The organism is Mycobacterium sp. NGS63 (genome assembly GCF_059812295.1).
Genome location: NZ_JCALCJ010000006.1, coordinates 341,162 through 363,552 on the forward strand (window position 1 = coordinate 341,162; position 22,391 = coordinate 363,552).

The 22,391-nt window shown below is 69.2% G+C and carries 21 protein-coding genes; 14 read left to right on the top strand and 7 right to left on the bottom strand.

What is annotated here, in order from left to right:
- The first annotated feature begins 11 nt into the window (after positions 1-11).
- Entirely contained in the window at positions 12-269 is a 258-nt protein-coding gene (locus AC5Y4Z_RS17930; protein ID WP_499965818.1) for a DUF3761 domain-containing protein, read from the top strand.
- A 49-nt stretch (positions 270-318) separates the two neighbouring features.
- The gene (locus tag AC5Y4Z_RS17935; RefSeq protein ID WP_499965819.1) at positions 319-1,218 is read left to right on the top strand and encodes an SDR family oxidoreductase; all 900 of its coding nucleotides are present in this window, start codon (positions 319-321) and stop codon (positions 1,216-1,218) included.
- Between the two features lie 15 nt (positions 1,219-1,233).
- Here the strand turns inward: AC5Y4Z_RS17935 and AC5Y4Z_RS17940 are convergent, their stop codons facing one another.
- Positions 1,234-2,097 (bottom strand): PAC2 family protein, encoded by an 864-nt coding sequence (locus AC5Y4Z_RS17940; RefSeq protein ID WP_499965821.1) that lies wholly within the window; start codon positions 2,095-2,097, stop codon positions 1,234-1,236.
- A 279-nt stretch (positions 2,098-2,376) separates the two neighbouring features.
- Between AC5Y4Z_RS17940 and metH the strand changes: the two genes are divergently transcribed.
- From metH to AC5Y4Z_RS17965, 5 genes are all read left to right on the top strand, one after another.
- On the top strand, positions 2,377-6,111 hold the full coding sequence (gene metH / locus AC5Y4Z_RS17945) for a methionine synthase (RefSeq protein WP_499965824.1): 3,735 nt from the start codon (positions 2,377-2,379) through the stop codon (positions 6,109-6,111).
- 114 nt (positions 6,112-6,225) lie between these two features.
- Complete coding sequence (locus AC5Y4Z_RS17950) at positions 6,226-6,507, top strand: phosphoribosyl-ATP diphosphatase (RefSeq protein WP_499965825.1); 282 nt, start codon at positions 6,226-6,228, stop codon at positions 6,505-6,507.
- A gap of 2 nt (positions 6,508-6,509) precedes the next feature.
- On the top strand, positions 6,510-7,367 hold the full coding sequence (gene hisG / locus AC5Y4Z_RS17955) for an ATP phosphoribosyltransferase (protein ID WP_499965827.1): 858 nt from the start codon (positions 6,510-6,512) through the stop codon (positions 7,365-7,367).
- Between the two features lie 57 nt (positions 7,368-7,424).
- Entirely contained in the window at positions 7,425-7,934 is a 510-nt protein-coding gene (locus tag AC5Y4Z_RS17960) for a DUF4126 domain-containing protein (RefSeq protein ID WP_499965828.1), read from the top strand.
- Positions 7,931-9,301 (top strand): FAD-containing oxidoreductase, encoded by a 1,371-nt coding sequence (locus AC5Y4Z_RS17965; protein ID WP_499965830.1) that lies wholly within the window; start codon positions 7,931-7,933, stop codon positions 9,299-9,301. The genes AC5Y4Z_RS17960 and AC5Y4Z_RS17965 overlap by 4 nt, the downstream gene beginning before the upstream one ends.
- A gap of 5 nt (positions 9,302-9,306) precedes the next feature.
- Here the strand turns inward: AC5Y4Z_RS17965 and AC5Y4Z_RS17970 are convergent, their stop codons facing one another.
- Complete coding sequence (locus tag AC5Y4Z_RS17970; RefSeq protein ID WP_499965832.1) at positions 9,307-10,176, bottom strand: RecB family exonuclease; 870 nt, start codon at positions 10,174-10,176, stop codon at positions 9,307-9,309.
- Between the two features lie 73 nt (positions 10,177-10,249).
- On the opposite strand from AC5Y4Z_RS17970, the gene trmI reads away from it, so the two are divergent.
- A complete protein-coding gene (gene trmI / locus AC5Y4Z_RS17975) occupies positions 10,250-11,092 on the top strand; it encodes a tRNA (adenine(58)-N(1))-methyltransferase TrmI (RefSeq protein WP_499965834.1) in 843 nt (280 codons plus the stop codon).
- Here the strand turns inward: trmI and AC5Y4Z_RS17980 are convergent.
- Together AC5Y4Z_RS17980 and lppK are read right to left on the bottom strand one after the other, a co-directional pair.
- Positions 11,089-11,382, bottom strand: a complete 294-nt coding sequence (locus AC5Y4Z_RS17980) for a DUF503 domain-containing protein (RefSeq protein WP_499965835.1) — start codon at positions 11,380-11,382, stop codon at positions 11,089-11,091. The two genes, trmI and AC5Y4Z_RS17980, sit on opposite strands and share 4 nt — an antisense overlap.
- 7 nt (positions 11,383-11,389) lie before the next feature.
- Positions 11,390-11,965 carry a lipoprotein LppK gene (gene lppK, locus AC5Y4Z_RS17985; protein WP_499965836.1) on the bottom strand — a complete coding sequence of 192 codons (576 nt, stop codon included), beginning with the start codon at positions 11,963-11,965 and terminating at the stop codon, positions 11,390-11,392.
- Between the two features lie 261 nt (positions 11,966-12,226).
- Between lppK and arc the strand changes: the two genes are divergently transcribed.
- A complete protein-coding gene (gene arc / locus AC5Y4Z_RS17990) occupies positions 12,227-14,056 on the top strand; it encodes a proteasome ATPase (RefSeq protein WP_499965837.1) in 1,830 nt (609 codons plus the stop codon).
- A 15-nt stretch (positions 14,057-14,071) separates the two neighbouring features.
- Here the strand turns inward: arc and AC5Y4Z_RS17995 are convergent, their stop codons facing one another.
- Entirely contained in the window at positions 14,072-14,677 is a 606-nt protein-coding gene (locus AC5Y4Z_RS17995) for a hypothetical protein (protein WP_499965838.1), read from the bottom strand.
- Between the two features lie 9 nt (positions 14,678-14,686).
- Positions 14,687-15,853, bottom strand: a complete 1,167-nt coding sequence (locus AC5Y4Z_RS18000) for a hypothetical protein (protein ID WP_499965839.1) — start codon at positions 15,851-15,853, stop codon at positions 14,687-14,689.
- 67 nt (positions 15,854-15,920) lie between these two features.
- Here AC5Y4Z_RS18000 and dop point away from each other — a divergent pair, with 67 nt between their 5' ends.
- The 4 genes from dop (at position 15,921) to prcA (ending at position 19,389) form a co-directional block, all read left to right on the top strand.
- The gene (gene dop, locus AC5Y4Z_RS18005; RefSeq protein ID WP_499965840.1) at positions 15,921-17,429 is read left to right on the top strand and encodes a pup deamidase/depupylase; all 1,509 of its coding nucleotides are present in this window, start codon (positions 15,921-15,923) and stop codon (positions 17,427-17,429) included.
- A gap of 84 nt (positions 17,430-17,513) precedes the next feature.
- Complete coding sequence (locus AC5Y4Z_RS18010) at positions 17,514-17,708, top strand: ubiquitin-like protein Pup (RefSeq protein ID WP_067114400.1); 195 nt, start codon at positions 17,514-17,516, stop codon at positions 17,706-17,708.
- Positions 17,705-18,592, top strand: a complete 888-nt coding sequence (gene prcB / locus AC5Y4Z_RS18015; protein WP_499965841.1) for a proteasome subunit beta — start codon at positions 17,705-17,707, stop codon at positions 18,590-18,592. The genes AC5Y4Z_RS18010 and prcB overlap by 4 nt, the downstream gene beginning before the upstream one ends.
- The gene (gene prcA / locus AC5Y4Z_RS18020) at positions 18,589-19,389 is read left to right on the top strand and encodes a proteasome subunit alpha (RefSeq protein WP_499965842.1); all 801 of its coding nucleotides are present in this window, start codon (positions 18,589-18,591) and stop codon (positions 19,387-19,389) included. The genes prcB and prcA overlap by 4 nt, the downstream gene beginning before the upstream one ends.
- Here the strand turns inward: prcA and AC5Y4Z_RS18025 are convergent.
- Entirely contained in the window at positions 19,386-20,924 is a 1,539-nt protein-coding gene (locus AC5Y4Z_RS18025) for an HNH endonuclease signature motif containing protein (protein ID WP_499965843.1), read from the bottom strand. The genes prcA and AC5Y4Z_RS18025 overlap by 4 nt on opposite strands.
- A 107-nt stretch (positions 20,925-21,031) precedes the next feature.
- On the opposite strand from AC5Y4Z_RS18025, the gene pafA reads away from it, so the two are divergent.
- Positions 21,032-22,390: a Pup--protein ligase gene (gene pafA / locus AC5Y4Z_RS18030; RefSeq protein ID WP_499965969.1), complete on the top strand. Its 1,359-nt coding sequence runs from the start codon at positions 21,032-21,034 to the stop codon at positions 22,388-22,390.
- Position 22,391: the final 1 nt, after the last annotated feature.

A 22,391-nucleotide genomic window follows, 5' to 3' on the forward strand; every position in this document is an offset into this window, starting at 1 on the left:
GTGGGGCCCACATGTTAATTCGCGCAACTCTCGCCGCCGCGACGGTGGCGGTGGCCGCCACCGGCTTGGCTCCGCCGGCCAACTCGGCACCGTGCCCAGCGGGACAGTACCGAGAGTGGATCGGCCACGTCTGCGTCCCTCGCGCAACCACGGCCCCCACACCACCCCCGGGCGCCCGTGCGTTGTGTAACGACGGTGACTACTCATTCGATGAACACCGCTTTGGTGTGTGTACGGGCCATGGCGGCGTCAAGGACTGGTTGTCGTAAAGAATCCGGGCGCGGCCGCGCAACACACTTCCGCGGTAGTTTGGCGGCCATGGAGTCGCTGTACGGCAAGGTTGTCTTCATCACCGGGGGTGCCAGGGGAATCGGTGCCGAGGTCGCCCGCCGGCTGCGCAACAGGGGCGCCAAGCTCGTGCTCACCGACCTCGACGAGGACCAGCTGGCGGCGATCGCGGGCGAGCTCGGCGAAGACCGGGTGCTCACCGCGGTCGCCGACGTCCGCGACCTGGCGGCCATGCGGCGGGCGGCCGCCGCGGCCGTCGAACGCTTCGGCGGCATCGACGTCGTGGTGGCCAACGCCGGCATCGCCAGCTACGGGTCGGTGCTGCAGGTCGATCCCGAGGCGTTCAAACGGGTGCTGGACGTCAACGTGCTCGGCGTCTTTCACACCGTGCGGGCCACGCTGCCGGCCGTGACCGACCGCCGCGGCTACGTCCTGATCGTCTCGTCGCTGGCCGCGTACACGGCGGCCCCGGGGTGGGCGGCCTACAACGCTTCGAAGGCCGGGGTCGAGATCCTCGCCAACGCGCTGCGGCTGGAGGTCGGCCACCTGGGCGTCGGGGTCGGCTCGGCACACATGTCCTGGATCGACACCGCCCTGGTCCGCGACGCCAAGGCCGACACGCCCGCGTTCGGCGAACTGCTGGGCAGGTTTCCGTGGCCGCTGAACAAGACCACCACCGTCGAGCGGTGCGCGGACGCGTTCGTCAAGGGCATCACGCGCCGCGCCGACCGCGTCTACTGCCCGCGGTGGGTAGGCGCATTCCGCTGGATCAAGCCGCTGCTGTCCACCCCGATCGGCGAGCTGCCCATCCGGGCGGCCACCGCAGAGCTGCTGCCGCGCATCGATGCCGAGGCCGCCGCGCTCGGCCGCTCGCTGTCGGCGTCCAACGTCGAGTTGTTGCGCCGGACGCGCGACGTTCCCCGCAACTAGTCGACGCTCGGCGGGTTACTTGCGCCGCCGCCGCAGGTAGCGCTCGAACTCCGCGGCCAGCGCGTCGCCGTCGATCTTGCCCAGCGCCTCGTTCATGTCGACCTCGGCGTCGCCGCGCTGCTCCAGCGAGGCGACGTACTCGGCCAGGTCCTCGTCCTCGGCGGCCATCTCGGTGATCGCCTGCTCCCACTCCTCGGCCTGCGCCGGCAGATCACCGAGCGGAACCTCGATGTCCAGCACGTCCTCGACGCGCCGCAGCAGCGCCACCGTGGCCTTGGGATTCGGCGGGCTGGACACGTAGTGCGGCACCGCGGCCCAGAACGTCACCGCGGGGATCCCGGCGGCCACGCAGGCGTCCTGGAACACCCCGGCGATCCCGGTCGGGCCCTCGTAGCGGGTCTCCTCGAGGCCGAAGCGTTTCGCCGACTCGGGGGAGTAGGCCGCGCCCGATACCGGCACCGGGCGGGTGTGCGGGGTGTCGGCCAGCAGGGCCCCGAGGATGACGACGGTGTCGACGTTCAGCTTGTCGGCGATGGCCAGCAACTCGGCGCAGAACGTGCGCCAGCGCATGTTCGGCTCCACGCCGTGCATCAACACCACGTCGCGGTCGCTGCCCGGCGGCCGGCAGTGGGTGATCCGCATCGCGGGCCACACCAGCTCCCGGGTCACCCCGTCGATCTGCCGGATGACCGGGCGGTTCACCTGGTAGTCGTAGTACGCCTCGTCGTCGATCTCGACGATCGGGTCGGCCTCCCAGATGGCGTCGAGGTGCTCGAGCGCGTCGCTGGCCGCGTCGCCGGCGTCGTTCCAGCCCTCGAACGCCGCCACGACGATGGTGTTGTGCAGCTCGGGCAGGGCGCTGCCGTCAGGCAAAGTCACGCCAATCAGCGTACGGCCTTTCGCGGGCCGCCTGCGCGGATGTGCGGGGTCCCTGTCAGACACCTGAAAGTGCCGGGGCACTTTGCATAGGCCGACTATCCTCGTGGGTGACACGCCGCCGACAGGATCCGCGAGCTGTCGATAGCGGCGACGAGTTGGGCGTCCAGCGTCGATCGGGTGACGACGTAGACTGCTCTGGTCGAGAGGCGTTGCAACGGATACGGGTATCCGCCACGCTCGGCAGAGTCAAGGACGCCTTCCGCTACGGAAGGAACGTACGTGAACGGCTTTGAGCCCGATATCCGCCCCGACTGCACCGACGAACTGACGGCGGCTCTGCGTCAGCGGATCATGGTGATCGACGGCGCGATGGGCACGGCGATCCAGCGCGACCGGCCGGACGAGGCCGGCTACCGCGGCGACCGGTTCACCGAGTGGCCGACCGCCCTGCAGGGCAACAACGACCTGCTCACCCTGACCCAGCCGCAGATCATCGAGGGGATCCACCGCGAGTACCTCGAGGCGGGCGCCGACATCCTGGAGACCAACACGTTCAACGCGAACGCGATCTCGCTCTCCGACTACGACATGGCGGACCTGAGCTATGAGCTCAACTACGCCGGCGCCGCCCTGGCCCGCAAGGCCGCCGACGAATACAGCACGCCGGACAAGCCCCGCTACGTCGCGGGCGCCATCGGGCCGACGACGCGCACCGCGTCGATCTCGCCGGACGTCAACGACCCCGGGGCCCGCAACGTCTCCTACGACCAGCTGGTCGCCGCCTACCTCGAATCCGCCAACGGCCTCGTCGACGGCGGTGCCGACCTGCTCATCATCGAGACGATCTTCGACTCGCTGAACGCCAAGGCCGCGGTGTTCGCGGTCGAGACGCTGTTCGAGGAGCGCGGACGCCGCTGGCCGGTCATCATCTCGGGCACCATCACCGACGCGTCCGGGCGGACGTTGTCCGGTCAGGTCACCGAGGCGTTCTGGAACGCGATCCGGCACGCCAAACCGATCGCGGTGGGCCTCAACTGCGCCCTGGGCGCGCCGGAGATGAGGCCCTACATCGCCGAGATGTCGCGGATCGCGGACACCTTCGTCTCCTGCTACCCGAACGCCGGCCTGCCCAACGCCTTCGGCGAGTACGACGAGACCCCGGAGCGTCAGGCCGGCTACATCGCCGACTTCGCCGACGCCGGCCTGGTCAACATCGTCGGCGGCTGCTGCGGGACCGCGCCGCCCCACATCGCCGAGATCGCCAAGGTCGTCGAGGGCAAGTCGCCGCGCGCGCTGCCCCAGATTCCGGTGGCCACGCGGCTCTCGGGCCTGGAACCGCTCAACATCACCGACGACTCCCTGTTCGTGAACATCGGTGAGCGCACCAACATCACCGGCTCCGCCCGGTTCCGCAACCTGATCAAGGCCGAGGACTACGACACCGCGCTGTCGGTCGCCCTGCAGCAGGTCGAGGTCGGTGCGCAGGTCATCGACATCAACATGGACGAGGGCATGATCGACGGCGTCGCCGCGATGGACCGGTTCACCAAACTCGTCGCGGCCGAGCCGGACATCAGCCGCGTCCCGGTGATGATCGACTCCTCCAAATGGGAGGTCATCGAGGCGGGCCTGAAGAACGTGCAGGGCAAGCCGATCGTCAACTCGATCTCCATGAAGGAGGGCGAGGAGAAGTTCATCCGCGAGGCACGGCTGTGCCGCAAGTACGGCGCCGCCGTCGTCGTGATGGCCTTCGACGAGCAGGGTCAGGCCGACAACCTGGAGCGCCGCAAGGAGATCTGCGGGCGCGCCTACCGGATCCTGACCGAAGAGGTCGGCTTCCCGCCCGAGGACATCATCTTCGACCCGAACTGCTTCGCGCTGGCGACCGGCATCGAGGAGCACGCGACGTACGGCATCGACTTCATCGAGGCCTGCGCCTGGATCAAGGAGAACCTGCCGGGGGTGCACCTCTCCGGCGGCATCTCCAACGTGTCGTTCTCGTTCCGCGGCAACAACCCCGTCCGCGAGGCGATCCACGCGGTGTTCCTGTTCCACGCCATCAAGGCCGGCCTCGACATGGGCATCGTCAACGCCGGTGCGCTGGTGCCCTACGACTCGATCGACCCCGAGTTGCGGGAGCGCATCGAGGACGTCGTGCTGAACCGTCGCGAAGACGCGGCCGAACGGCTCCTGGAGATCGCCGAGCGGTTCAACAGCAAGGAGAAGGGCGAGGACCCGGTTGCCCAAGAGTGGCGCGGCCTGCCGGTCCGCGAGCGGATCACGCACGCCCTGGTCAAGGGCATCGACGCCCACGTCGACGACGACACCGAGGAGTTGCGGGCCGAGATCGCCGCCGCGGGTGGCCGCCCGATCGAGGTGATCGAGGGCCCCCTGATGGACGGCATGAACGTCGTCGGTGACCTCTTCGGCTCGGGCAAGATGTTCCTGCCCCAGGTGGTGAAGTCGGCCCGGGTGATGAAGAAGGCCGTGGCGTACCTGCTGCCGTTCATCGAGGCGGAGAAGGAGCAGAACGGCACCGCCGATTCCAAGGACACCAACGGCACGATCGTGATGGCGACGGTGAAGGGCGACGTCCACGACATCGGCAAGAACATCGTCGGGGTCGTGTTGCAGTGCAACAACTTCGAAGTGATCGACCTCGGGGTGATGGTGCCGGCCCAGAAGATCCTGGACGCGGCCAAGGAGCACGACGCCGACATCATCGGGCTGTCCGGGCTGATCACCCCGTCGCTGGACGAGATGGCCAACTTCGCCGTCGAGATGGAACGCGAGGGCCTGGAGATCCCGCTGCTCATCGGCGGCGCGACCACCTCGCGCGCGCACACGGCCGTCAAGATCTCGCCGCGTCGCAGCGGTCCGGTGGTCTGGGTCAAGGACGCGTCCCGCTCGGTGCCGGTCGCCGCCGCGCTGCTCGACGACAAGCAGCGTCCGGCGCTGCTGGAGGCCACCGAGAAGGACTACGCATCGCTGCGCGAACGGCACGCCCAGAAGAACGAGCGGCCGATGCTGACACTGGAGAAGGCCCGCGCCAACCGGACGCCGATCGACTGGGACGGCTACACGCCCCCGGTGCCCGCGCAGGGCCTCGGCGTGCGGGACTTTCACGACTACGACCTCGCCGAGCTGCGCGAGTACATCGACTGGCAGCCGTTCTTCAACGCCTGGGAGATGAAGGGCCGCTTCCCCGACATCCTCAACAACCCGGCCACGGGCGAGGCCGCCCGCAAGCTCTACGACGACGCCCAGGAGATGCTCGACACCCTGATCAAGGAGAAGTGGCTGACGGCCAACGGGGTGATCGGGTTCTTCCCGGCGAACGCGGTCGGTGACGACATCGAGGTGTACACCGACGACACCCGCAGCGAGGTGCTGACCACTCTGCACAACCTGCGCCAGCAGGGCGAGCACCGGGCGGGCATCCCCAACCGCTCGCTGGGCGACTACATCGCCCCCAAAGAAACCGGTCTGGCCGACTACGTCGGCGCCTTCGCCGTCACCGCGGGGCTCGGCAGCCAGGAGAAGATCGCGGAGTTCAAGGCGGCCCTCGACGACTACAGCGCGATCCTGCTGGAGTCGGTCGCCGACCGGCTGGCCGAGGCTTTCGCCGAACGGATGCACCAGCGGGTCCGCAAGGAGTTCTGGGGATTCCAGCCGGACGAGCAGCTGGACAACGACGCCCTCATCGACGAGAAGTACCAGGGGATCCGCCCCGCGCCCGGCTACCCGGCCTGCCCGGAGCACACCGAGAAGGCGACGCTGTGGAAGTTGCTGGACGTTACGGAGCGCACCGGCATCGAGCTGACCGAGTCGATGGCGATGTGGCCCGGCGCCGCCGTCAGCGGCTGGTATTTCTCGCACCCGCAGTCGCAGTACTTCGTGGTCGGCCGGATGGCTCAGGATCAGGTCGCCGACTACGCCAGGCGCAAGGGCTGGACCCTGGCCGAAGCCGAGCGCTGGCTGAGCTCCAACCTCGGCTACAACCCGGAAGACTAGCTTTTCTCCCGCGAGCGCCCGCGTCTGTACGCCGACACGCCGCGTCTGGCGTACCGATGGGGACGCTCGCTTGCGGGGGATCGGCGAAACCGAGATGACTTCGCTCGCCGGCACGTGAAACAATCGCTGGCCGTGAAGACGTTCGAGGATCTGTTCGCCGAGCTCGGCGAGCGCGCCCGCACCCGCCCGCCCGGCAGCGGCACCGTCGCCGCGCTGGACGGCGGCGTCCATGGGCTGGGCAAGAAGATCCTCGAGGAGGCCGGCGAGGTCTGGCTGGCCGCCGAACACGAACCCGACGAGGCGCTGGCCGAGGAGATCAGCCAGTTGCTGTACTGGACGCAGGTGCTGATGATCGCGCGCGGGCTGTCCCTCGACGACGTCTACCGGAAGCTCTGAGCATGCTGCGGGTTGCGGTTCCCAACAAGGGCACGCTCAGCGAGCCGGCCACCGAGATCCTCGCCGAGGCCGGCTACCGCCGGCGCACCGACTCCAAGGACCTGACCGTCATCGACCCCGTCAACCAGGTCGAGTTCTTTTTCTTGCGGCCCAAGGACATTGCCATCTACGTGGGCTCGGGCGAGCTGGACTTCGGCATCACCGGGCGGGACCTGGTGCGCGATTCCGACGCCCCGGTGCGCGAACGGCTGGCGCTGGGTTTCGGGTCGTCGAGCTTCCGCTACGCCGGCCCGGCCGGGTCCGAGTGGACGACGGCGGATTTGGCCGGCAAGCGGATCGCCACCGCCTACCCGAACCTGGTCCGAAAGGACCTGGCCGACAAGGGGATTGAGGCCACCGTCATCAGGCTCGACGGCGCGGTGGAGATCTCGGTCCAGCTCGGTGTGGCCGACGCGATCGCCGACGTGGTCGGCTCCGGGCGCACCCTGAGCCTGCACGACCTGGTGGCCTTCGGGGAGCCGATCTGCGATTCGGAGGCGGTGCTGATCGAGCGCACCGACCACGGCGGCCACGACGAAACCCGGGCCGCGCGCGATCAACTCGTCGCGCGCATCCAGGGTGTGGTGTTCGGCCAGCAATACCTGATGCTCGACTACGACTGCCCGCGTTCGGTCCTGGACAAGGCGACGTCGATCACGCCGGGGCTGGAGTCGCCGACCATCGCCCCGCTCGCCGACCCCGACTGGGTGGCCATCCGCGCCCTGGTGCCCCGCCGGGGCGTCAACGAGATCATGGACGAGCTGGCCGCCATCGGGGCCAAGGCGATCCTGGCTTCCGACATCCGGTTCTGCCGGTTCTGATCACGGCGCCGAGGCGCCGGCTGTGTTAGCGTCCGCCCTGAGACGGAGGAGATCGCCGTGACCCATGCACTGCTTTTGCTGCTGGCCTTGCTGATCGGTGTCGTCGCCGGGTTGCGGTCGCTGACCGCTCCCGCCGTGGTCGCCTGGGCCGCCTATATCGGGTGGATCGACCTGCACGGCACGTGGGCCTCCTGGGTGGGCAACATCATCACGGCGATCGTTCTCACCGTTCTCGCCGTCGGCGAACTGGTCAACGACAAGCTGCCCAAGACGCCGGCCCGCACGGCGCCACCGATCTTCGCCGCCCGGTTCATCACGGGCGGGTTCGCGGGCGCGGTGCTGGGCGCCTGGCCGCATTGGACCTTTTCCGCGCTCGGCGCGGGCGTCATCGGGGCGGTGCTCGGCACCCTCGGCGGCTATCAGGCCCGCAAGCGTCTGGCCGCCGCGGCCGGTAGGGACCTGCCGATCGCGCTGCTCGAGGACGCGATCGCGATCCTGGGCGGGTTCGCCATCCTCGCGATCACGGGCCACGTGCTGACGGAATACGTGTTGTCGGCGGTCAAGTGACGCAGCGTTTCGACGCGATCGTCGTCGGCGCGGGGCAGGCCGGACCTCCGCTCGCGGGCCGGCTGACAGCGGCCGGGCAGCGCGTCGCGGTGGTCGAGCGCAACCTGATCGGCGGCACCTGCGTCAACACCGGATGCATCCCGACCAAGACGCTGGTGGCCAGCGCGCACGCCGCCCACCTGGCCCGCCGCGGCGCGGAGTACGGCGTCGGGACCGGCCCGGTCAGCGTGGACATGGCAAAGGTCAAGGCGCGCAAGGACGACATCATGCTCGCCGATCGCCGCGGAGTCGAGAGCTGGCTCGAGGGCATGGACGGCTGCACCGTCGTTCGCGGCCATGCCCGCTTCGAGGACCCGCACACCGTCAGCGTGAACGGCGAGGCGCTGAGCGCCGACCGGATCTTTCTCAACGTCGGCGGCCGCGCGGTGGTGCCCGACGTCCCGGGCCTGTCCGACGTCGAGTTCCTCACCAACGTGTCGATCCTCGAACTCGACACGCTGCCAACGCATCTCGTCATCCTCGGCGGCAGCTACATCGCGCTGGAGTTCGCGCAGATGTACCGGCGCTTCGGGGCCCGGGTGACGGTGGTCGAGCGGGGACCGCGGCTGGCCTCCCGCGAGGACGACGACGTCTCCGCCACCGTCCGGGAGATCATGGAGGCCGAGGGTGTCGATGTCGTCGTCGGCGCCGACGATGTGCGAATCGCCAAGACGGGCAACGGATTCGAACTCACGCCCCGCGCCGGCGCCGCGCCGATCGCCGGGAGTCACTTGCTGGTGGCCGTGGGCCGGCGCCCCAACACCGACGACCTGAACCTAACGGCGGCCGGGGTGCGCACCGACGCCCGCGGCTTCATCGAGGTCGACGACGGGCTCAAGACCAGCGTCGACCACATCTGGGCGATGGGCGACTGCAACGGCAGGGGCGCCTTCACCCACACGTCGTACAACGACTTCGAGATCGTCGCCGCCAACCTCCTCGACGACGACCCCCGCCGGGTCAGCGACCGCATCACCACCTACGCGCTCTACATCGACCCGCCGCTCGGGCGGGCCGGGCTGACCGTCGGGCAGGTCCGCGCCTCCGGGCGCCGGGCGCTGGTCGGCAAGCGGCCGATGACCCGCGTCGGCAGGGCCGTGGAAAAGGGTGAGACGCAAGGCTTTATGAAGATCGTGGTGGACGCCGACACCGACGAGATCCTGGGCGCCGCGATCCTCGGCGTCGGCGGCGACGAGGCGATTCACGCGATCCTGGACGTCATGTCGGCCAAGGCGCCGTACACCACGCTGTCGCGCACCATGCACATCCACCCCACGGTCAGCGAGCTCATTCCCACGATGCTGCAGGAGATGTCGCCGCTGAGCTGAGCCGACTACGCCGCCGGTTCGGTCGGCTGCGAAATCGCTTCCGGCGCCGCGTGATCCGGCCATCCGGGGTAGGGCGGCGGCGTTCCGCCGAACGCCGGGCAGAGCTGCTGGTGGGGGCACCAGTCGCACAGCCGCGAGGGGCTGGGCCGGAAGTCGCCCGTCGGGGCGGCGGCCTGGATCGCCCGCCACATCGCCATCAGCGTCTTCTCGAAGCGCAACAGCTCGTCATGGTCGGGCGTGTAGTCCAGCACCTGGCCGTCGGCCAGATAGATGATCCGCAGCCGGGTGGCCAGCACACCGCGCGACCGCAGCAGCGCCACCGCGTAGAACTTCATCTGGAACATCGCCTTGAACTCGGCCAGCGCCCGCGCCTCCGGCGGCGCCTTGCCCGTCTTGTAGTCGACCACCCGCAGTTCCCCGGTGGCGGCGACGTCGATGCGGTCGACGAAGCCGCGCAGCAGCGTGCCGTCGGCGAGCTCGACCTCCACCCGCTCCTCGCAGCATTGCGGGTCGAAGCGGGTCGGGTCCTCCAGCCGGTAGTAGCCCGACAGCAGCGCGCGGGCCTCGTCGAGCAGTTGCGCCTTCTGGTCGGGGTCCAGCGCGCCGGCCAGGTCGGGTTCGGCCGCGATCACCCGGTCCCAGGCGGGCTCCACCAGCGCGCTCGCGGTGTCCGGGACGCGTTCTCCCGCGGGCAGGCCGTAGAGCTGCTCGAGGGCGGCGTGCACCAACGACCCCCGCAGCTGCGCCGTCGACGGCGCCTCCGGCAGCCGGTCGATCGCCCGGAACCGATACAGCAACGGGCACTGCTTGAAGTCGGCCGCCCGCGACGGCGACAGCGCCGGTCGCGGCCTGAGTGATTCCGGCTGGACGGTCATACTCGCAGCCTAGAACCGGGCGCCGACAACCCCGGGCAGCTTTCGTGGCGAGTCGGCTGGCACGCTGGACGGCGTGTCCGGAACCGGCCCACTCACCGCTGGTGAACGCGTCCAGCTCACCGACGCCAAGGGTCGGCACTACACGATGACGCTCACCCCCGGCGCCGAGTTTCACACCCATCGCGGCGCCATCGCGCACGACGCGGTGATCGGGCTGGAGCAGGGCAGCGTGGTCAAGTCCAGCAACGGCGCCCTGTTCCTGGTGCTGCGCCCGCTGCTGGTCGACTACGTGATGTCGATGCCCCGTGGGCCCCAGGTGATCTACCCCAAGGACGCCGCCCAGATCGTGCACGAGGGCGACATCGGCCCGGGGGCGCGCGTGCTGGAGGCCGGCGCGGGATCCGGCGCGCTGACCTGCTCGCTGCTGCGCGCCGTCGGACCCGGCGGCCGGGTGGTCTCCTACGAGCAGCGCGCCGACCACGCCGAGCACGCCCGCCGCAGCGTGGCCAACTTCTTCGACGGCGAGCCCGACAACTGGCGGCTGATCGTCGACGACCTGAAGGACTCCGACCTGCCCGACGGGTCGTTCGACCGCGCCGTGCTCGACATGCTCGCGCCGTGGGAGGTGCTCGACGCGGCGGCGCGGCTGCTGGCCCCCGGCGGCGTGCTGATGATCTACGTGGCCACCGTGACCCAGCTGTCGCGGGCGGTGGAGGCCCTGCGGGCCCAGCAATGCTGGACCGAACCGCGGTCGTGGGAGACGCTGCAGCGCGGCTGGAACGTCGTCGGGCTGGCCGTTCGGCCGCAGCATTCGATGCGGGGGCACACCGCGTTCCTGATCTTCACCCGGCGACTGGCGCCCGGCGTCGTCGCCCCCGCGCCGCTGGGCCGCAAGCGGGAGGGACGCGACGGCTAATCGTCGCTGCGGACCAGCGAACGTCGCACCGACAGCAGCTCGAACTCGGGATGGGCGGCCACCAGGCGCTCGGCGGCGTCCAGCACGTCGACGGCGTGGTTGCGCTCGCCGGACACCACGGCCACGCCGATGCCCGCGCGCCGGTAGAGATCCTGGGCGCCGGTCTCGGCGGCCGAGACGCTGAACTTGCGCCGCAGCTCGGCGACGACGGGGCGGATCACCGACCGCTTCTGTTTGAGTGATCGCACGTCGCCGAGCAGCACGTCGAACTCGAGCCAGCCGATCCACACGGCGAACTCAGCCGGGAGGGGTCGGCGACGGGGCCGGCGGTGGCGGCGGCGCGGGAGGTGTGCTTCCCGTCGCCGAGTTGCCCAGGGCCAGCAGCATTTCCGCGGTCCGGCGGGACAGCTGCCAGCCCCCCTCGAAGGGCGTGAACTCCATCGGGAAGGTGAAGGTGCCGTTGTTCGCCTGGGCGGTGTTGACGGTGACGGTCGCCGTCACGTGGGACGGGTTCTTGTCCGACCAGGCGAGGTCCTTTGCCACGAACGTCATCGGGAGGTACCCGTTGTCGCGCAGCGCTTTGGTGAACTTGTCCAGGGTGCCCGCGTTGTCGGGGCTCGCGCCCTCGACGAGGTTCACCTTGTTGATGCCGGGCACGTTGGGGTCGGCGAGCCGGTTCAGCACGTCGATTAGGGCCTCGGGGGCGGGCAGGGGAGCGGTGGGCGGCGCGGCGACGACGACCGGGGTCGAGGCGGCCGGCGCCGCCGACGAGGGCGACGACACGACCTTGGGCCCGGCGTGCGAGCACCCGGCGAGCGCGACCGCCGCCACCGCCGTGGCGGCGCCCAGCGAAACGGACAGGCCTAGCCGCATCCAGGGCGCATCCACGGGCCAACGGGTGCAATGGATGTCACACCGGGCGTCGGCGCGGCGAAAAAGACGGCGCCGGCGGAGCCTGTGGCAAGGCCATTTAGGGCCATTGGCTGTCCTTTCGATCGGCGCGATTCGTGCCAGAGATTACCAGTGCAGCCAAAGTCTTAGCTTTTCGTGAGTATTTGACTGCCCACATCAACGGGCAATCGCCGGTAGCGTTGAAGTATCCACCGCACACTCGGGGCGGGAAAGGAGCGCAACATGGGTGACTCAGAGCGTTCTGAAGCCTTCGGTAACGCACGTGAAACTGGCATGTCCAGCGGCGACGCTGCCGAGTTGGAACAGCTACGCCGTGAGGCAGCGGTGCTGCGCGAGCAACTGGACCACGCGGTGGGATCCCACGGCAGCGCCCGCTCCGCGCGCGACGTGCATCAGCTCGAGGCCCGTATCGACTCCCTTGCCGCCCGCAATTCCAAGCTGATGGAAACCCTCAAAGAGGCCCGCCAGCAACTGCTGGCCCTGCGCGAAGAGGTCGACCGGCTGGGTCAGCCGCCCAGCGGCTACGGCGTTTTGCTGGCCGCGCACGAGGACGACACCGTCGACGTGTTCACCTCGGGCCGCAAGATGCGCCTGACCTGCTCGCCCAACATCGAGGTCGCGGCGCTGCGCAAGGGCCAGACGGTCCGGCTTAACGAGGCCCTGACCGTCGTCGAGGCCGGCACGTTCGAATCGGTCGGCGAGATCTCCACCCTGCGCGAGGTGCTGAACGACGGGCACCGCGCCCTCGTCGTCGGCCACGCCGACGAGGAGCGCATCGTGTGGCTGGCCGAGCCGCTGGTCGCCGAGGACCTGCCCGACGGCGTGCCCGACGCCCTCAACGACGACACCAAGCCCCGCAAGCTGCGCCCGGGCGACTCGCTGCTGGTCGACACCAAGGCCGGCTACGCCTTCGAGCGCATCCCCAAGGCCGAGGTCGAGGACCTGGTGCTGGAGGAGGTGCCCGACGTCAGCTACCAGGACATCGGGGGCCTGACGCGGCAGATCGAGCAGATCCGCGACGCCGTCGAGCTGCCGTTCCTGCACAAGGAGCTCTACCGCGAGTACGCGCTGCGCCCGCCCAAGGGTGTGCTGCTCTACGGCCCGCCCGGCTGCGGTAAGACGTTGATCGCCAAGGCCGTCGCCAACTCGCTGGCCAAGAAGATGGCCGAGGTGCGCGGCGACGACGCCCGCGAGGCCAAGTCCTACTTCCTGAACATCAAGGGCCCCGAGCTGCTGAACAAGTTCGTCGGCGAGACCGAGCGGCACATCCGGCTGATCTTCCAGCGGGCCCGCGAGAAGGCGTCGGAGGGGACGCCGGTGATCGTGTTCTTCGACGAGATGGATTCGATCTTCCGCACCCGCGGCACCGGGGTCTCCTCGGACGTCGAGACCACCGTGGTTCCGCAGCTGCTCAGCGAGATCGACGGCGTCGAGGGCCTGGAGAACGTCATCGTGATCGGCGCCTCCAACCGCGAGGACATGATCGACCCGGCGATCCTGCGGCCCGGTCGCCTCGACGTGAAGATCAAGATCGAGCGCCCGGATGCCGAAGCGGCGCAAGACATCTTCTCGAAGTACCTGACCGAGGCGCTGCCGGTGCACGCCGACGACCTGGCCGAGTTCGACGGCGACCGCACCGCCTGCATCAAGGCGATGATCGAAAAGGTCGTCGACCGGATGTACGCCGAGATCGACGACAACCGGTTCCTGGAGGTCACCTACGCCAACGGCGACAAGGAAGTCATGTACTTCAAGGACTTCAACTCCGGGGCGATGATCCAGAACGTCGTCGACCGCGCGAAGAAGAACGCGATCAAGTCGGTGCTGGAGACCGGCCAGCCGGGCCTGCGCATCCAGCACCTGCTCGACTCGATCGTCGACGAGTTCGCCGAGAACGAGGACCTGCCCAACACCACCAACCCCGATGACTGGGCGCGGATTTCGGGCAAGAAGGGCGAGCGGATCGTCTACATCCGCACGCTGGTCACCGGCAAGAGCTCGAGCGCGTCGCGGGCCATCGACACCGAGTCGAACCTGGGCCAGTACCTGTAGCGCCCGCCGTTGGCGTCAGCCCGTCTCCAGCGAGTAGCTGTTGGTCAGGTTGTCCTGCAGCACCTCGGCGGCCTGGGTCCGGGTGTCCACCCGCAGTTCGTCGGTGAGCACGCGCGGCTGGTAGCTCCACCCGCTGGGCAGGTCGAGCCGGCCGGCCAGCCCGGGGAGGTCTTCCCGCTTCAGGTCGGGGTCGGCGACCTGGCTCCACGTCTGCATGACCCAGCGCCGGCCCTGGGGGTCGATGAGTTCGTAGACCTCTTCGCCGGCGTTGAACACGAAGACGGTGTGGCGGCTGACCTTGTTGACGGTGAACGGCGCGGGGTTCATCGACGACAGCAGCACCGTGGCCTGCAGAATCATCTCGATCCCGCCGAAGCTCTTGGTGATCTGCGGGCCCTGCGGCTCCTTTTCGATGGCGTTCATCAGCCAATAGCGGGGGCCGTTGAGCAGGGCTGCGGCCGCGCCGTTTTCGGTCGCGATGGCGTGGGGGTCCAGCGCCGACCACAGCTCGGCGGGACAGTCGTTGAGCGGAAAGCTGTTGTAGACCGTGGCCTGTGGGCCGGCCTCGCCGGGTGTTACGAGAAGTACTTCGCCATAACGTTTCCCGGCCAAATCAGTCACCCTGTGAAATTAATCACTGCCCTGGTTGGCGTCAACTTCACACGCGGGGACCGCCGTCGCGCCGCGGTAGCGGTTGCGCGCGATCAGGGTGGTCTGGAGGTCGTCGATCAACGGGTCGAGGAAGGTGGCGCGGTATTCGGCGTCGCCGGCCGCGCGGGCGCTGATGTACATGAACGTCAGCGCGCCCAGGAACAGGGTCATGTGGATCAGCGAATCGGGCACCGGCAGCGTGAATCCCAGCACCGTCGCGGTGCTCGTGTACGTGTGGGTCCATTCGTTCAGCAGCGACGGGCTGAGCACGATCAGCCCCAGAATCAGGTAGATGGTGGCGGTGACCACCGCGACCACCACGATTTGCGCCAGCTGCGAGGCGGCCAGCACGAAGACCACGTTGAGGCGCTCGGCCCGCTTCAGCGGCGCGCAGTCGGGGGTGTCCGGCATGGTCGCGAACGGCGTGTCGGCAAGGCGCGCAGCGCTTTTCGGCTCCGTCGACGACACGGCCGCCGATCGCAACATCGGCCGGACCCGTTCGCTCGTGGCCGAGACGACGAAGACCGCGGCGATGGAAAGCAGAAACGCCATCGCCAGCGCCAGCCGGTCGCCGCTGATCGTCGTCGCCATGATCCACACGTAGCTGTTGAAGAACACCAGGGCGGTCAGCAACACCACCGGCAGGGCTCGCACCGCGAGCGCGCCCACCGTCGCGAGGTGCGACAGCATCATGCGCACCGCCCATCCGAGGACCGACCCGACGCCGCAGCCGGTCAGGATCAGCACCGCCGCGACGACGACGGCGTCCTGGGCCAGCTCGGCGGGTCCGCCCACGATCGTGCCCACGCATGCCACGACGATCACCGCGACGGTCGCGGTCACCGCGCGGGTCCGGCCGCTGCGCGCTCGCGAGGCCAGCCACCCGACGACGGCCATGAGGGGAAGGGCGAGCCCGACGATGGTCAGCACGACCACTTCGGAGGCGGTCGGCTCGCCGCTGATCTCGACGTCGTGGCCGCCGGTGATCAGGTAGAGCGCCAGCGCGCACGCCTGCAGCGCCGCATACGCCGCCAGCGCGGGGGCCGACCGTGGCCACAGCCGCCGCCATCGGGACCCGCCCGTCAGGACCGACGGCAAACCCCGCTCCAGGAACCAGCTTTCGGCGGCCGCGCTGGAAAGCCCCATGCGGGCTCACCCTAGTGGTTTGCGCCCCATGTCACCCCGCATCGCGGGCACGCCTAGTCTTTGAGTCATGCAACGGATCATCGGGACGGAGGTCGAGTACGGCATATCCTCGCCGTCCGACCCGACCGCCAACCCGATCCTCACCTCCACGCAGGCGGTCCTGGCGTATGCGGCCGCCGCCGGCATCCAGCGCGCCAAGCGCACCCGCTGGGACTACGAGGTGGAATCGCCGCTGCGCGACGCCCGCGGGTTCGACCTGAGCCGCTCGGCCGGACCCCCGCCGGTGGTCGACGCCGACGAGGTCGGCGCGGCCAACATGATCCTGACCAACGGCGCGCGACTCTACGTCGACCACGCCCACCCGGAGTACTCCGCGCCGGAGTGCACCGACCCGCTGGACGCGGTGATCTGGGACAAGGCCGGCGAGCGCGTGATGGAGGCCGCGGCGCGGCACGTCGCCAGCGTGCCCGGGGCCGCCAAGTTGCAGCTCTACAAGAACAATGTCGACGGCAAGGGCGCCTCCTACGGGTCGCACGAGAACTACCTGATGAGCCGGCAGACGCCGTTCTCGGCGATCATCGCGGGACTGACGCCCTTTCTGGTGTCCCGGCAGGTCGTCACGGGCTCCGGGCGGGTCGGCATCGGGCCCGCGGGCGACGAGCCGGGCTTCCAGCTGTCCCAGCGCTCCGACTACATCGAGGTCGAGGTCGGGCTGGAGACCACGCTCAAACGCGGCATCATCAACACCCGCGACGAACCGCACGCCGATGCCGACAGGTATCGGCGGCTGCATGTCATCATCGGCGACGCCAACCTCGCCGAGACCTCGACGTACCTGAAGCTGGGCACGACGGCGCTGGTGCTGGATCTGATCGAAGAGGGCCCCGCGCACGGGATCGACCTCAGCGACCTGGCATTGGCGCGGCCGGTGCACGCCGTGCACGCCATCAGCCGCGACCCGTCGCTGCGGGTGGCGGTGGCCCTGGCCGACGGCCGCGAACTGACCGGCCTTGCGCTGCAACGGGTCTATCTCGACCGGGTGGCAAAGCTGGTGGACAGCCGCGACCCCGACCCCCGCGCGGCCGACGTCGTCGAGACCTGGGCGGACGTGCTCGACAAGCTCGAGCGCGACCCGATGGACTGCGCCGAGTTGCTGGACTGGCCGGCCAAGCTGCGCCTGCTCGACGGCTTCCGGCAGCGCGAGAACCTGAGCTGGTCGGCGCCGCGGCTGCACCTGGTCGACCTGCAATATTCCGACGTCCGGCTGGACAAGGGCCTGTACAACCGGCTGGTCGCGCGCGGCTCGATGAAGCGCCTGGTCACCGAGCATCAGGTGCTCGATGCCGTCGACAACCCGCCGACGGACACGCGCGCGTATTTCCGCGGCGAATGCCTGCGCAGGTTCGGCGCCGACATCGCCGCGGCCAGCTGGGACTCGGTGATCTTCGACCTCGGCGGCGATTCGCTGGTGCGCATCCCCACACTCGAGCCGCTGCGCGGCAGCAAGGCGCACGTCGGGGCCCTGTTGGACTCGGTGGACAGCGCCGTCGAACTGGTGGAACAACTGACCAGCTAAAACCCGTTAGACCGGTAAACCGGGGATCGACCGGTATTGACCGGTAATGTAGGGAAACAGGCCCAGACCAAGCAGGAGGCGGCGATGGCTCAGGAGCAGACCAAGCGTGGTGGTGGCGGCGGCGACGATGACGACTTCGCCGACGGCACGGCCGCGGGCCAGGAGCGTCGCGAGAAGTTGGCCGAGGAAACCGACGATCTGCTCGACGAGATTGACGACGTCCTTGAGGAAAACGCCGAGGACTTCGTCCGCGCGTACGTCCAAAAGGGCGGACAGTGACCTGGCCGTTCTCCGATCGCCTGTCCACTAATTCCGCACTTCCGCCGAGCCCGGCCGTAGACCTGTCGTCGTTTGCTGACTTCCTTCGCCGCCAGGCGCCCGAGTTGCTGCCGGCCAGTTTCGGGGGAGCCGCGCAGCCCAGCGGCGCCGGGAGCCAGTTGCCGCACGGGACCACGATCGTCGCGCTGAAATACCCGGGCGGCGTCGTCATCGCCGGCGACCGGCGCTCGACGCAGGGCAACATGATCGCCGGGCGCGACGTGAAAAAGGTGTACATCACCGACGACTACACCGCGACCGGCATCGCCGGCACCGCGGCGATCGCCGTGGAGTTCGCCCGCCTTTACGCCGTGGAACTCGAGCACTACGAGAAGCTCGAGGGCGTGCCGCTGACCTTCGCCGGCAAGGTCAACCGGCTCGCGATCATGGTGCGCGGCAACCTGGCCGCCGCGATGCAAGGGCTGGTGGCGCTGCCGCTGCTGGCGGGCTACGACATCCACGCACCGGACCCCGAAAGCGCGGGCCGCATCGTCTCGTTCGACGCCGCCGGCGGCTGGAACATCGAGGAAGAGGGCTACCAGGCGGTGGGGTCTGGCTCGATCTTCGCCAAGTCGTCGATGAAGAAGCTGTATTCGCAAGTCACCGACGTCAATTCGGCGGTGCGGGTGGCCGTCGAGTCGCTCTACGACGCCGCCGACGACGACTCCGCCACCGGGGGACCGGACCTGGTCCGGGGCATCTACCCCACGGCGGTCACCATCGGCGCCGAGGGCGCGGCCGACGTGCCGGAGAGCCGCATCGCCGAACTGGCCCGCGAAGTCATCGAAAGCCGCTCGCGCGCAGACACTTTCGGTCCCGACGCCGAGCCGCGAGGTGACAAGTGAGCTTTCCGTATTTCATCTCGCCCGAGCAGGCGATGCGCGAGCGCAGCGAGCTCGCGCGCAAGGGCATCGCGCGGGGCCGCAGCGTGGTCGCGCTGGCCTACGCCGGTGGCGTGCTGTTCGTCGCGGAGAACCCGTCGCGGTCCCTGCAGAAGATCAGCGAACTCTACGACCGCGTCGGGTTCGCGGCCGCAGGCAAGTTCAACGAGTTCGACAACCTGCGCCGCGGCGGAATTCAGTTCGCCGACACGCGCGGCTACGCCTACGACCGCCGCGACGTCACCGGCCGGCAGCTGGCCAACGTCTACGCGCAGACGCTGGGCACCATCTTCACCGAGCAGGCCAAGCCCTACGAGGTGGAGTTGTGCGTCGCCGAGGTCGCCCACTTCGGGGAGACCAAACCGCCTGAGCTGTACCGGATTACCTACGACGGGTCGATCGCCGACGAGCCGCACTTCGTCGTGATGGGCGGGACCACCGAGCCGATCACCACCGCGCTGAAGGAGTCGTACGCCGAAAACGCGGACCTCACCGACGCCGTGCGGATCGCGGTCGACGCATTGCGCGCCGGCAGCGCGAACGGCGGCTCGAGCGATCAGCCCCCACTGGACGTGTCCAACCTGGAGGTGGCCATCCTCGACGCCAACCGGCCGCGGCGGGCGTTTCGGAGGATCAGCGGAGCCGCGCTGGAAACCCTGCTGCAGAAGGCGAATGCCAAGGATTCCAAGGGGGCCAAGCCCGCCAAGGATGACAAGGACGCTTCGAAGGACGCCAAGGCCGACGAAAAGTCGTCGGACTAGAAGGGCGGCGGCCGGTTTCGTTCGGCGACATGCGCGTCGTTGAGGGCGCGTTCGCATTTGATGCGCTGGGCCACGTCGGCGGCGCGGGTGCGTCGTCGCCGCGGCATCATCACTCCCCGGTCACCCAGAGGTGCTGTGGGGGTTGGCATGTCGGGTAGATCGGCGGTGGTGGTGTTCCACGTGGGAAAGAAGATGCGGCTGCCGGGATGGGTGGTGTAGGTGTGCCCGTCGGGCGCGGTCCAGATCACCGTGCCGTCGGGCAGCTGCACGTCGTGCCAGGCCAACCAGAAGGTTTTCAGCAGGTGGTGTTTTTTGCACTCGCACTTGAGGTTTGACGCATGGGTGGGTCCGGCGGGCCAGGGTACCGTGTGGTCGATTTCGCAGAATTCGGCGGGCACGTCACAGCCGGGGAAGCGGCAGGTCATGTCGCGGATGCGGACGAATTCGGCCAGCTTGGCCGAGGGCCGGTAGTGCGGCTCGGGTGGCAGGTCGCCGGGATGGCGGACCTGGCTGAGTTGGGCGCCGCGCCGGATCAATTCGGCCACCAGCGGCCCGGGCACCACGCCGCCACCGGTGATCACCGCGGGCGCTGTCGGGGTTGGCGGCGGGTCCGGTTCGGGTTCGGGGTCGCGGGCCAGGATCTCGGCCAGGGTCATGCCGGCGATGGGCCGCCCGGGGGGCGCCTCGCCCGACAGGTGCGGGTCGGGCTGGGCCTGCAGCGCCGGGGCTTGGCCGATCAGGTGCAGGACCACGCCGCCGGCGCGCTCGTCGGTGCCGGCACTGCACGGGCACTCGGGGCTGCCGCAGGCGCAGGCGAGGTGGTCGGCGCCGGCGGCCAGTGCTCCCAGCGCGTCGGCTCGGCGCTGGGCGATGGTGCGGGGATCGTCGCCGCACACCTCGTGGGCCATCTGCGCCAGCCGCCGATCCAGTCTGGCGGCGTCGCTGGAGTAGAGCCGGCCCCACAGCGACGCGGTGGCGGTGTCGTCATCGGCGTGGCCGATGCACACGTCGCGGCCGCGGGCCGAGGTGCGGGTGCGCCGCAGCGCGCCGGGGTCGTGGCGGTCGATCCACCAGTCGATGGCCTGCTCGAGCTTGGTGACCGACAACGGCCCCCACTTGCCGGCGTGCTGCGCCAATGCCGCGTCGATGAGGGTCAGCGCCTCGGGGTCGCGCACCAGGTGGGTGCGCCAGGCGATGACCGACATCAGCCGCGAGCTCAGCCGCCCCGACATATACAGGCCCGCCACGGCCGGTAGCCGATCCAGAGCCAGGCTCAACCGCATCTGCGCCGAGGCGCCGCGGTGGCTCAGCCCCAGCGCGGCCGCGACTTCGGCGGCCGCACAATCCCATTCGTCACACGCCCAGTCGGCGTGCTCGTCGCTACTCGTGCGCCGGCGCGTCAGCTCGGCGATCGCGCTCAACCGCCGCGCGCCGGCCGCCGCCTCGGCGCGAGCACACTCCCGGATCGCATCCACCAAGGCGGCGTCGTCGGCTCGGCGCAGCTCGGCCGGGTCCGGCAGCGACTGTTCGAACATACGTTCGATCATACACGACCTCGCCGACGCGATCGGTTGGCGGGACTGTCCACCAATGGGCGCGGCTTGCCCACCGCGGCATCGTGACAACCAGTACCCTCAATTACGTGCAGCGGCGAATCATGGGAATCGAGACCGAGTTCGGTGTTACCTGCACGTTCCACGGCCATCGCCGCCTGTCTCCGGACGAGGTCGCCCGCTACCTGTTCCGCCGGGTCGTGTCGTGGGGCCGCAGCTCCAACGTTTTCCTGCGCAACGGCGCCCGCCTTTATCTCGACGTCGGCAGCCACCCCGAGTACGCCACCGCCGAATGCGACAGCCTCGTCCAGCTGGTCACGCACGACCGGGCCGGCGAATGGGTGCTCGAAGACCTGCTCGTCGACGCCGAGCAGCGCCTGGCCGACGAGGGCATCGGCGGCGACATCTACCTGTTCAAGAACAACACCGACTCGGCCGGCAACTCCTACGGGTGCCACGAGAACTACCTGATCGTGCGCGCCGGCGAGTTCTCCCGGATCTCCGACGTGCTGCTGCCGTTCCTGGTCACCCGCCAGCTGATCTGCGGGGCCGGCAAGGTGCTGCAGACGCCCAAGGCCGCGACGTTCTGCCTGTCCCAACGCGCCGAGCACATATGGGAGGGCGTCTCCAGCGCGACGACCCGATCACGCCCGATCATCAATACCCGCGACGAGCCGCACGCCGACGCCGAGAAGTACCGCCGCCTGCACGTCATCGTCGGCGACTCCAACATGTGCGAGACGACCACCATGCTCAAGGTGGGCACCGCCGCGCTGGTGCTGGAGATGATCGAGGCCGGCGTTCCCTTCCGCGACTTCTCGTTGGACAACCCGATCCGCGCCATCCGCGAGGTCAGCCACGACATCACCGGCCGGCGGCCGGTGCGCCTGGCCGGCGGGCGTCAGGCCAGCGCGCTGGACATCCAGCGCGAGTACTACAGCCGCGCCGTCGAGCACCTTCAGACCCGGGAGCCCAACGCGCAGATCGAGCAGGTCGTCGACCTGTGGGGCCGCCAGCTCGACGCCGTCGAGAGCCAGGATTTCGCCAAGGTGGACACCGAGATCGACTGGGTGATCAAGCGCAAGCTGTTCCAGCGCTACCAGGACCGCTACGACATGGAGCTGTCCGACCCGAAGATCGCCCAGCTGGACCTGGCCTACCACGACATCAAGCGCGGTCGCGGCGTCTTCGACCTGCTGCAGCGCAAGGGCCTGGCCGCGCGCGTCACGACCGACGAGGACATCGCCGAGGCCGTCGACCACCCGCCGCAGACCACCCGCGCGCGGCTGCGCGGCGAGTTCATCAGCGCCGCGCAGGCCGCGGGCCGCGACTTCACCGTGGACTGGGTGCACCTCAAGCTCAACGACCAGGCCCAGCGCACGGTGCTGTGTAAGGACCCGTTCCGTGCCGTCGACGAGCGGGTCAAGCGGCTGATCGCGAGCATGTAGC

Excerpts from the sequence above, each read along its gene's own strand:
- AC5Y4Z_RS17930 (WP_499965818.1), top strand. The coding sequence starts at position 12 with ATGTTAATTCGCGCAACTCTCGCCGCCGCGACGGTGGCGGTGGCCGCC.
- AC5Y4Z_RS17935 (WP_499965819.1), top strand. The coding sequence starts at position 319 with ATGGAGTCGCTGTACGGCAAGGTTGTCTTCATCACCGGGGGTGCCAGG.
- hisG (WP_499965827.1), top strand. The coding sequence starts at position 6,510 with ATGCTGCGGGTTGCGGTTCCCAACAAGGGCACGCTCAGCGAGCCGGCC.
- AC5Y4Z_RS17970 (WP_499965832.1), bottom strand. The coding sequence starts at position 10,176 with ATGACCGTCCAGCCGGAATCACTCAGGCCGCGACCGGCGCTGTCGCCG.
- lppK (WP_499965836.1), bottom strand. The coding sequence starts at position 11,965 with ATGCGGCTAGGCCTGTCCGTTTCGCTGGGCGCCGCCACGGCGGTGGCG.
- arc (WP_499965837.1), top strand. The coding sequence starts at position 12,227 with ATGGGTGACTCAGAGCGTTCTGAAGCCTTCGGTAACGCACGTGAAACT.
- AC5Y4Z_RS18000 (WP_499965839.1), bottom strand. The coding sequence starts at position 15,853 with ATGGGGCTTTCCAGCGCGGCCGCCGAAAGCTGGTTCCTGGAGCGGGGT.
- dop (WP_499965840.1), top strand. The coding sequence starts at position 15,921 with ATGCAACGGATCATCGGGACGGAGGTCGAGTACGGCATATCCTCGCCG.
- AC5Y4Z_RS18010 (WP_067114400.1), top strand. The coding sequence starts at position 17,514 with ATGGCTCAGGAGCAGACCAAGCGTGGTGGTGGCGGCGGCGACGATGAC.
- AC5Y4Z_RS18025 (WP_499965843.1), bottom strand. The coding sequence starts at position 20,924 with ATGTTCGAACAGTCGCTGCCGGACCCGGCCGAGCTGCGCCGAGCCGAC.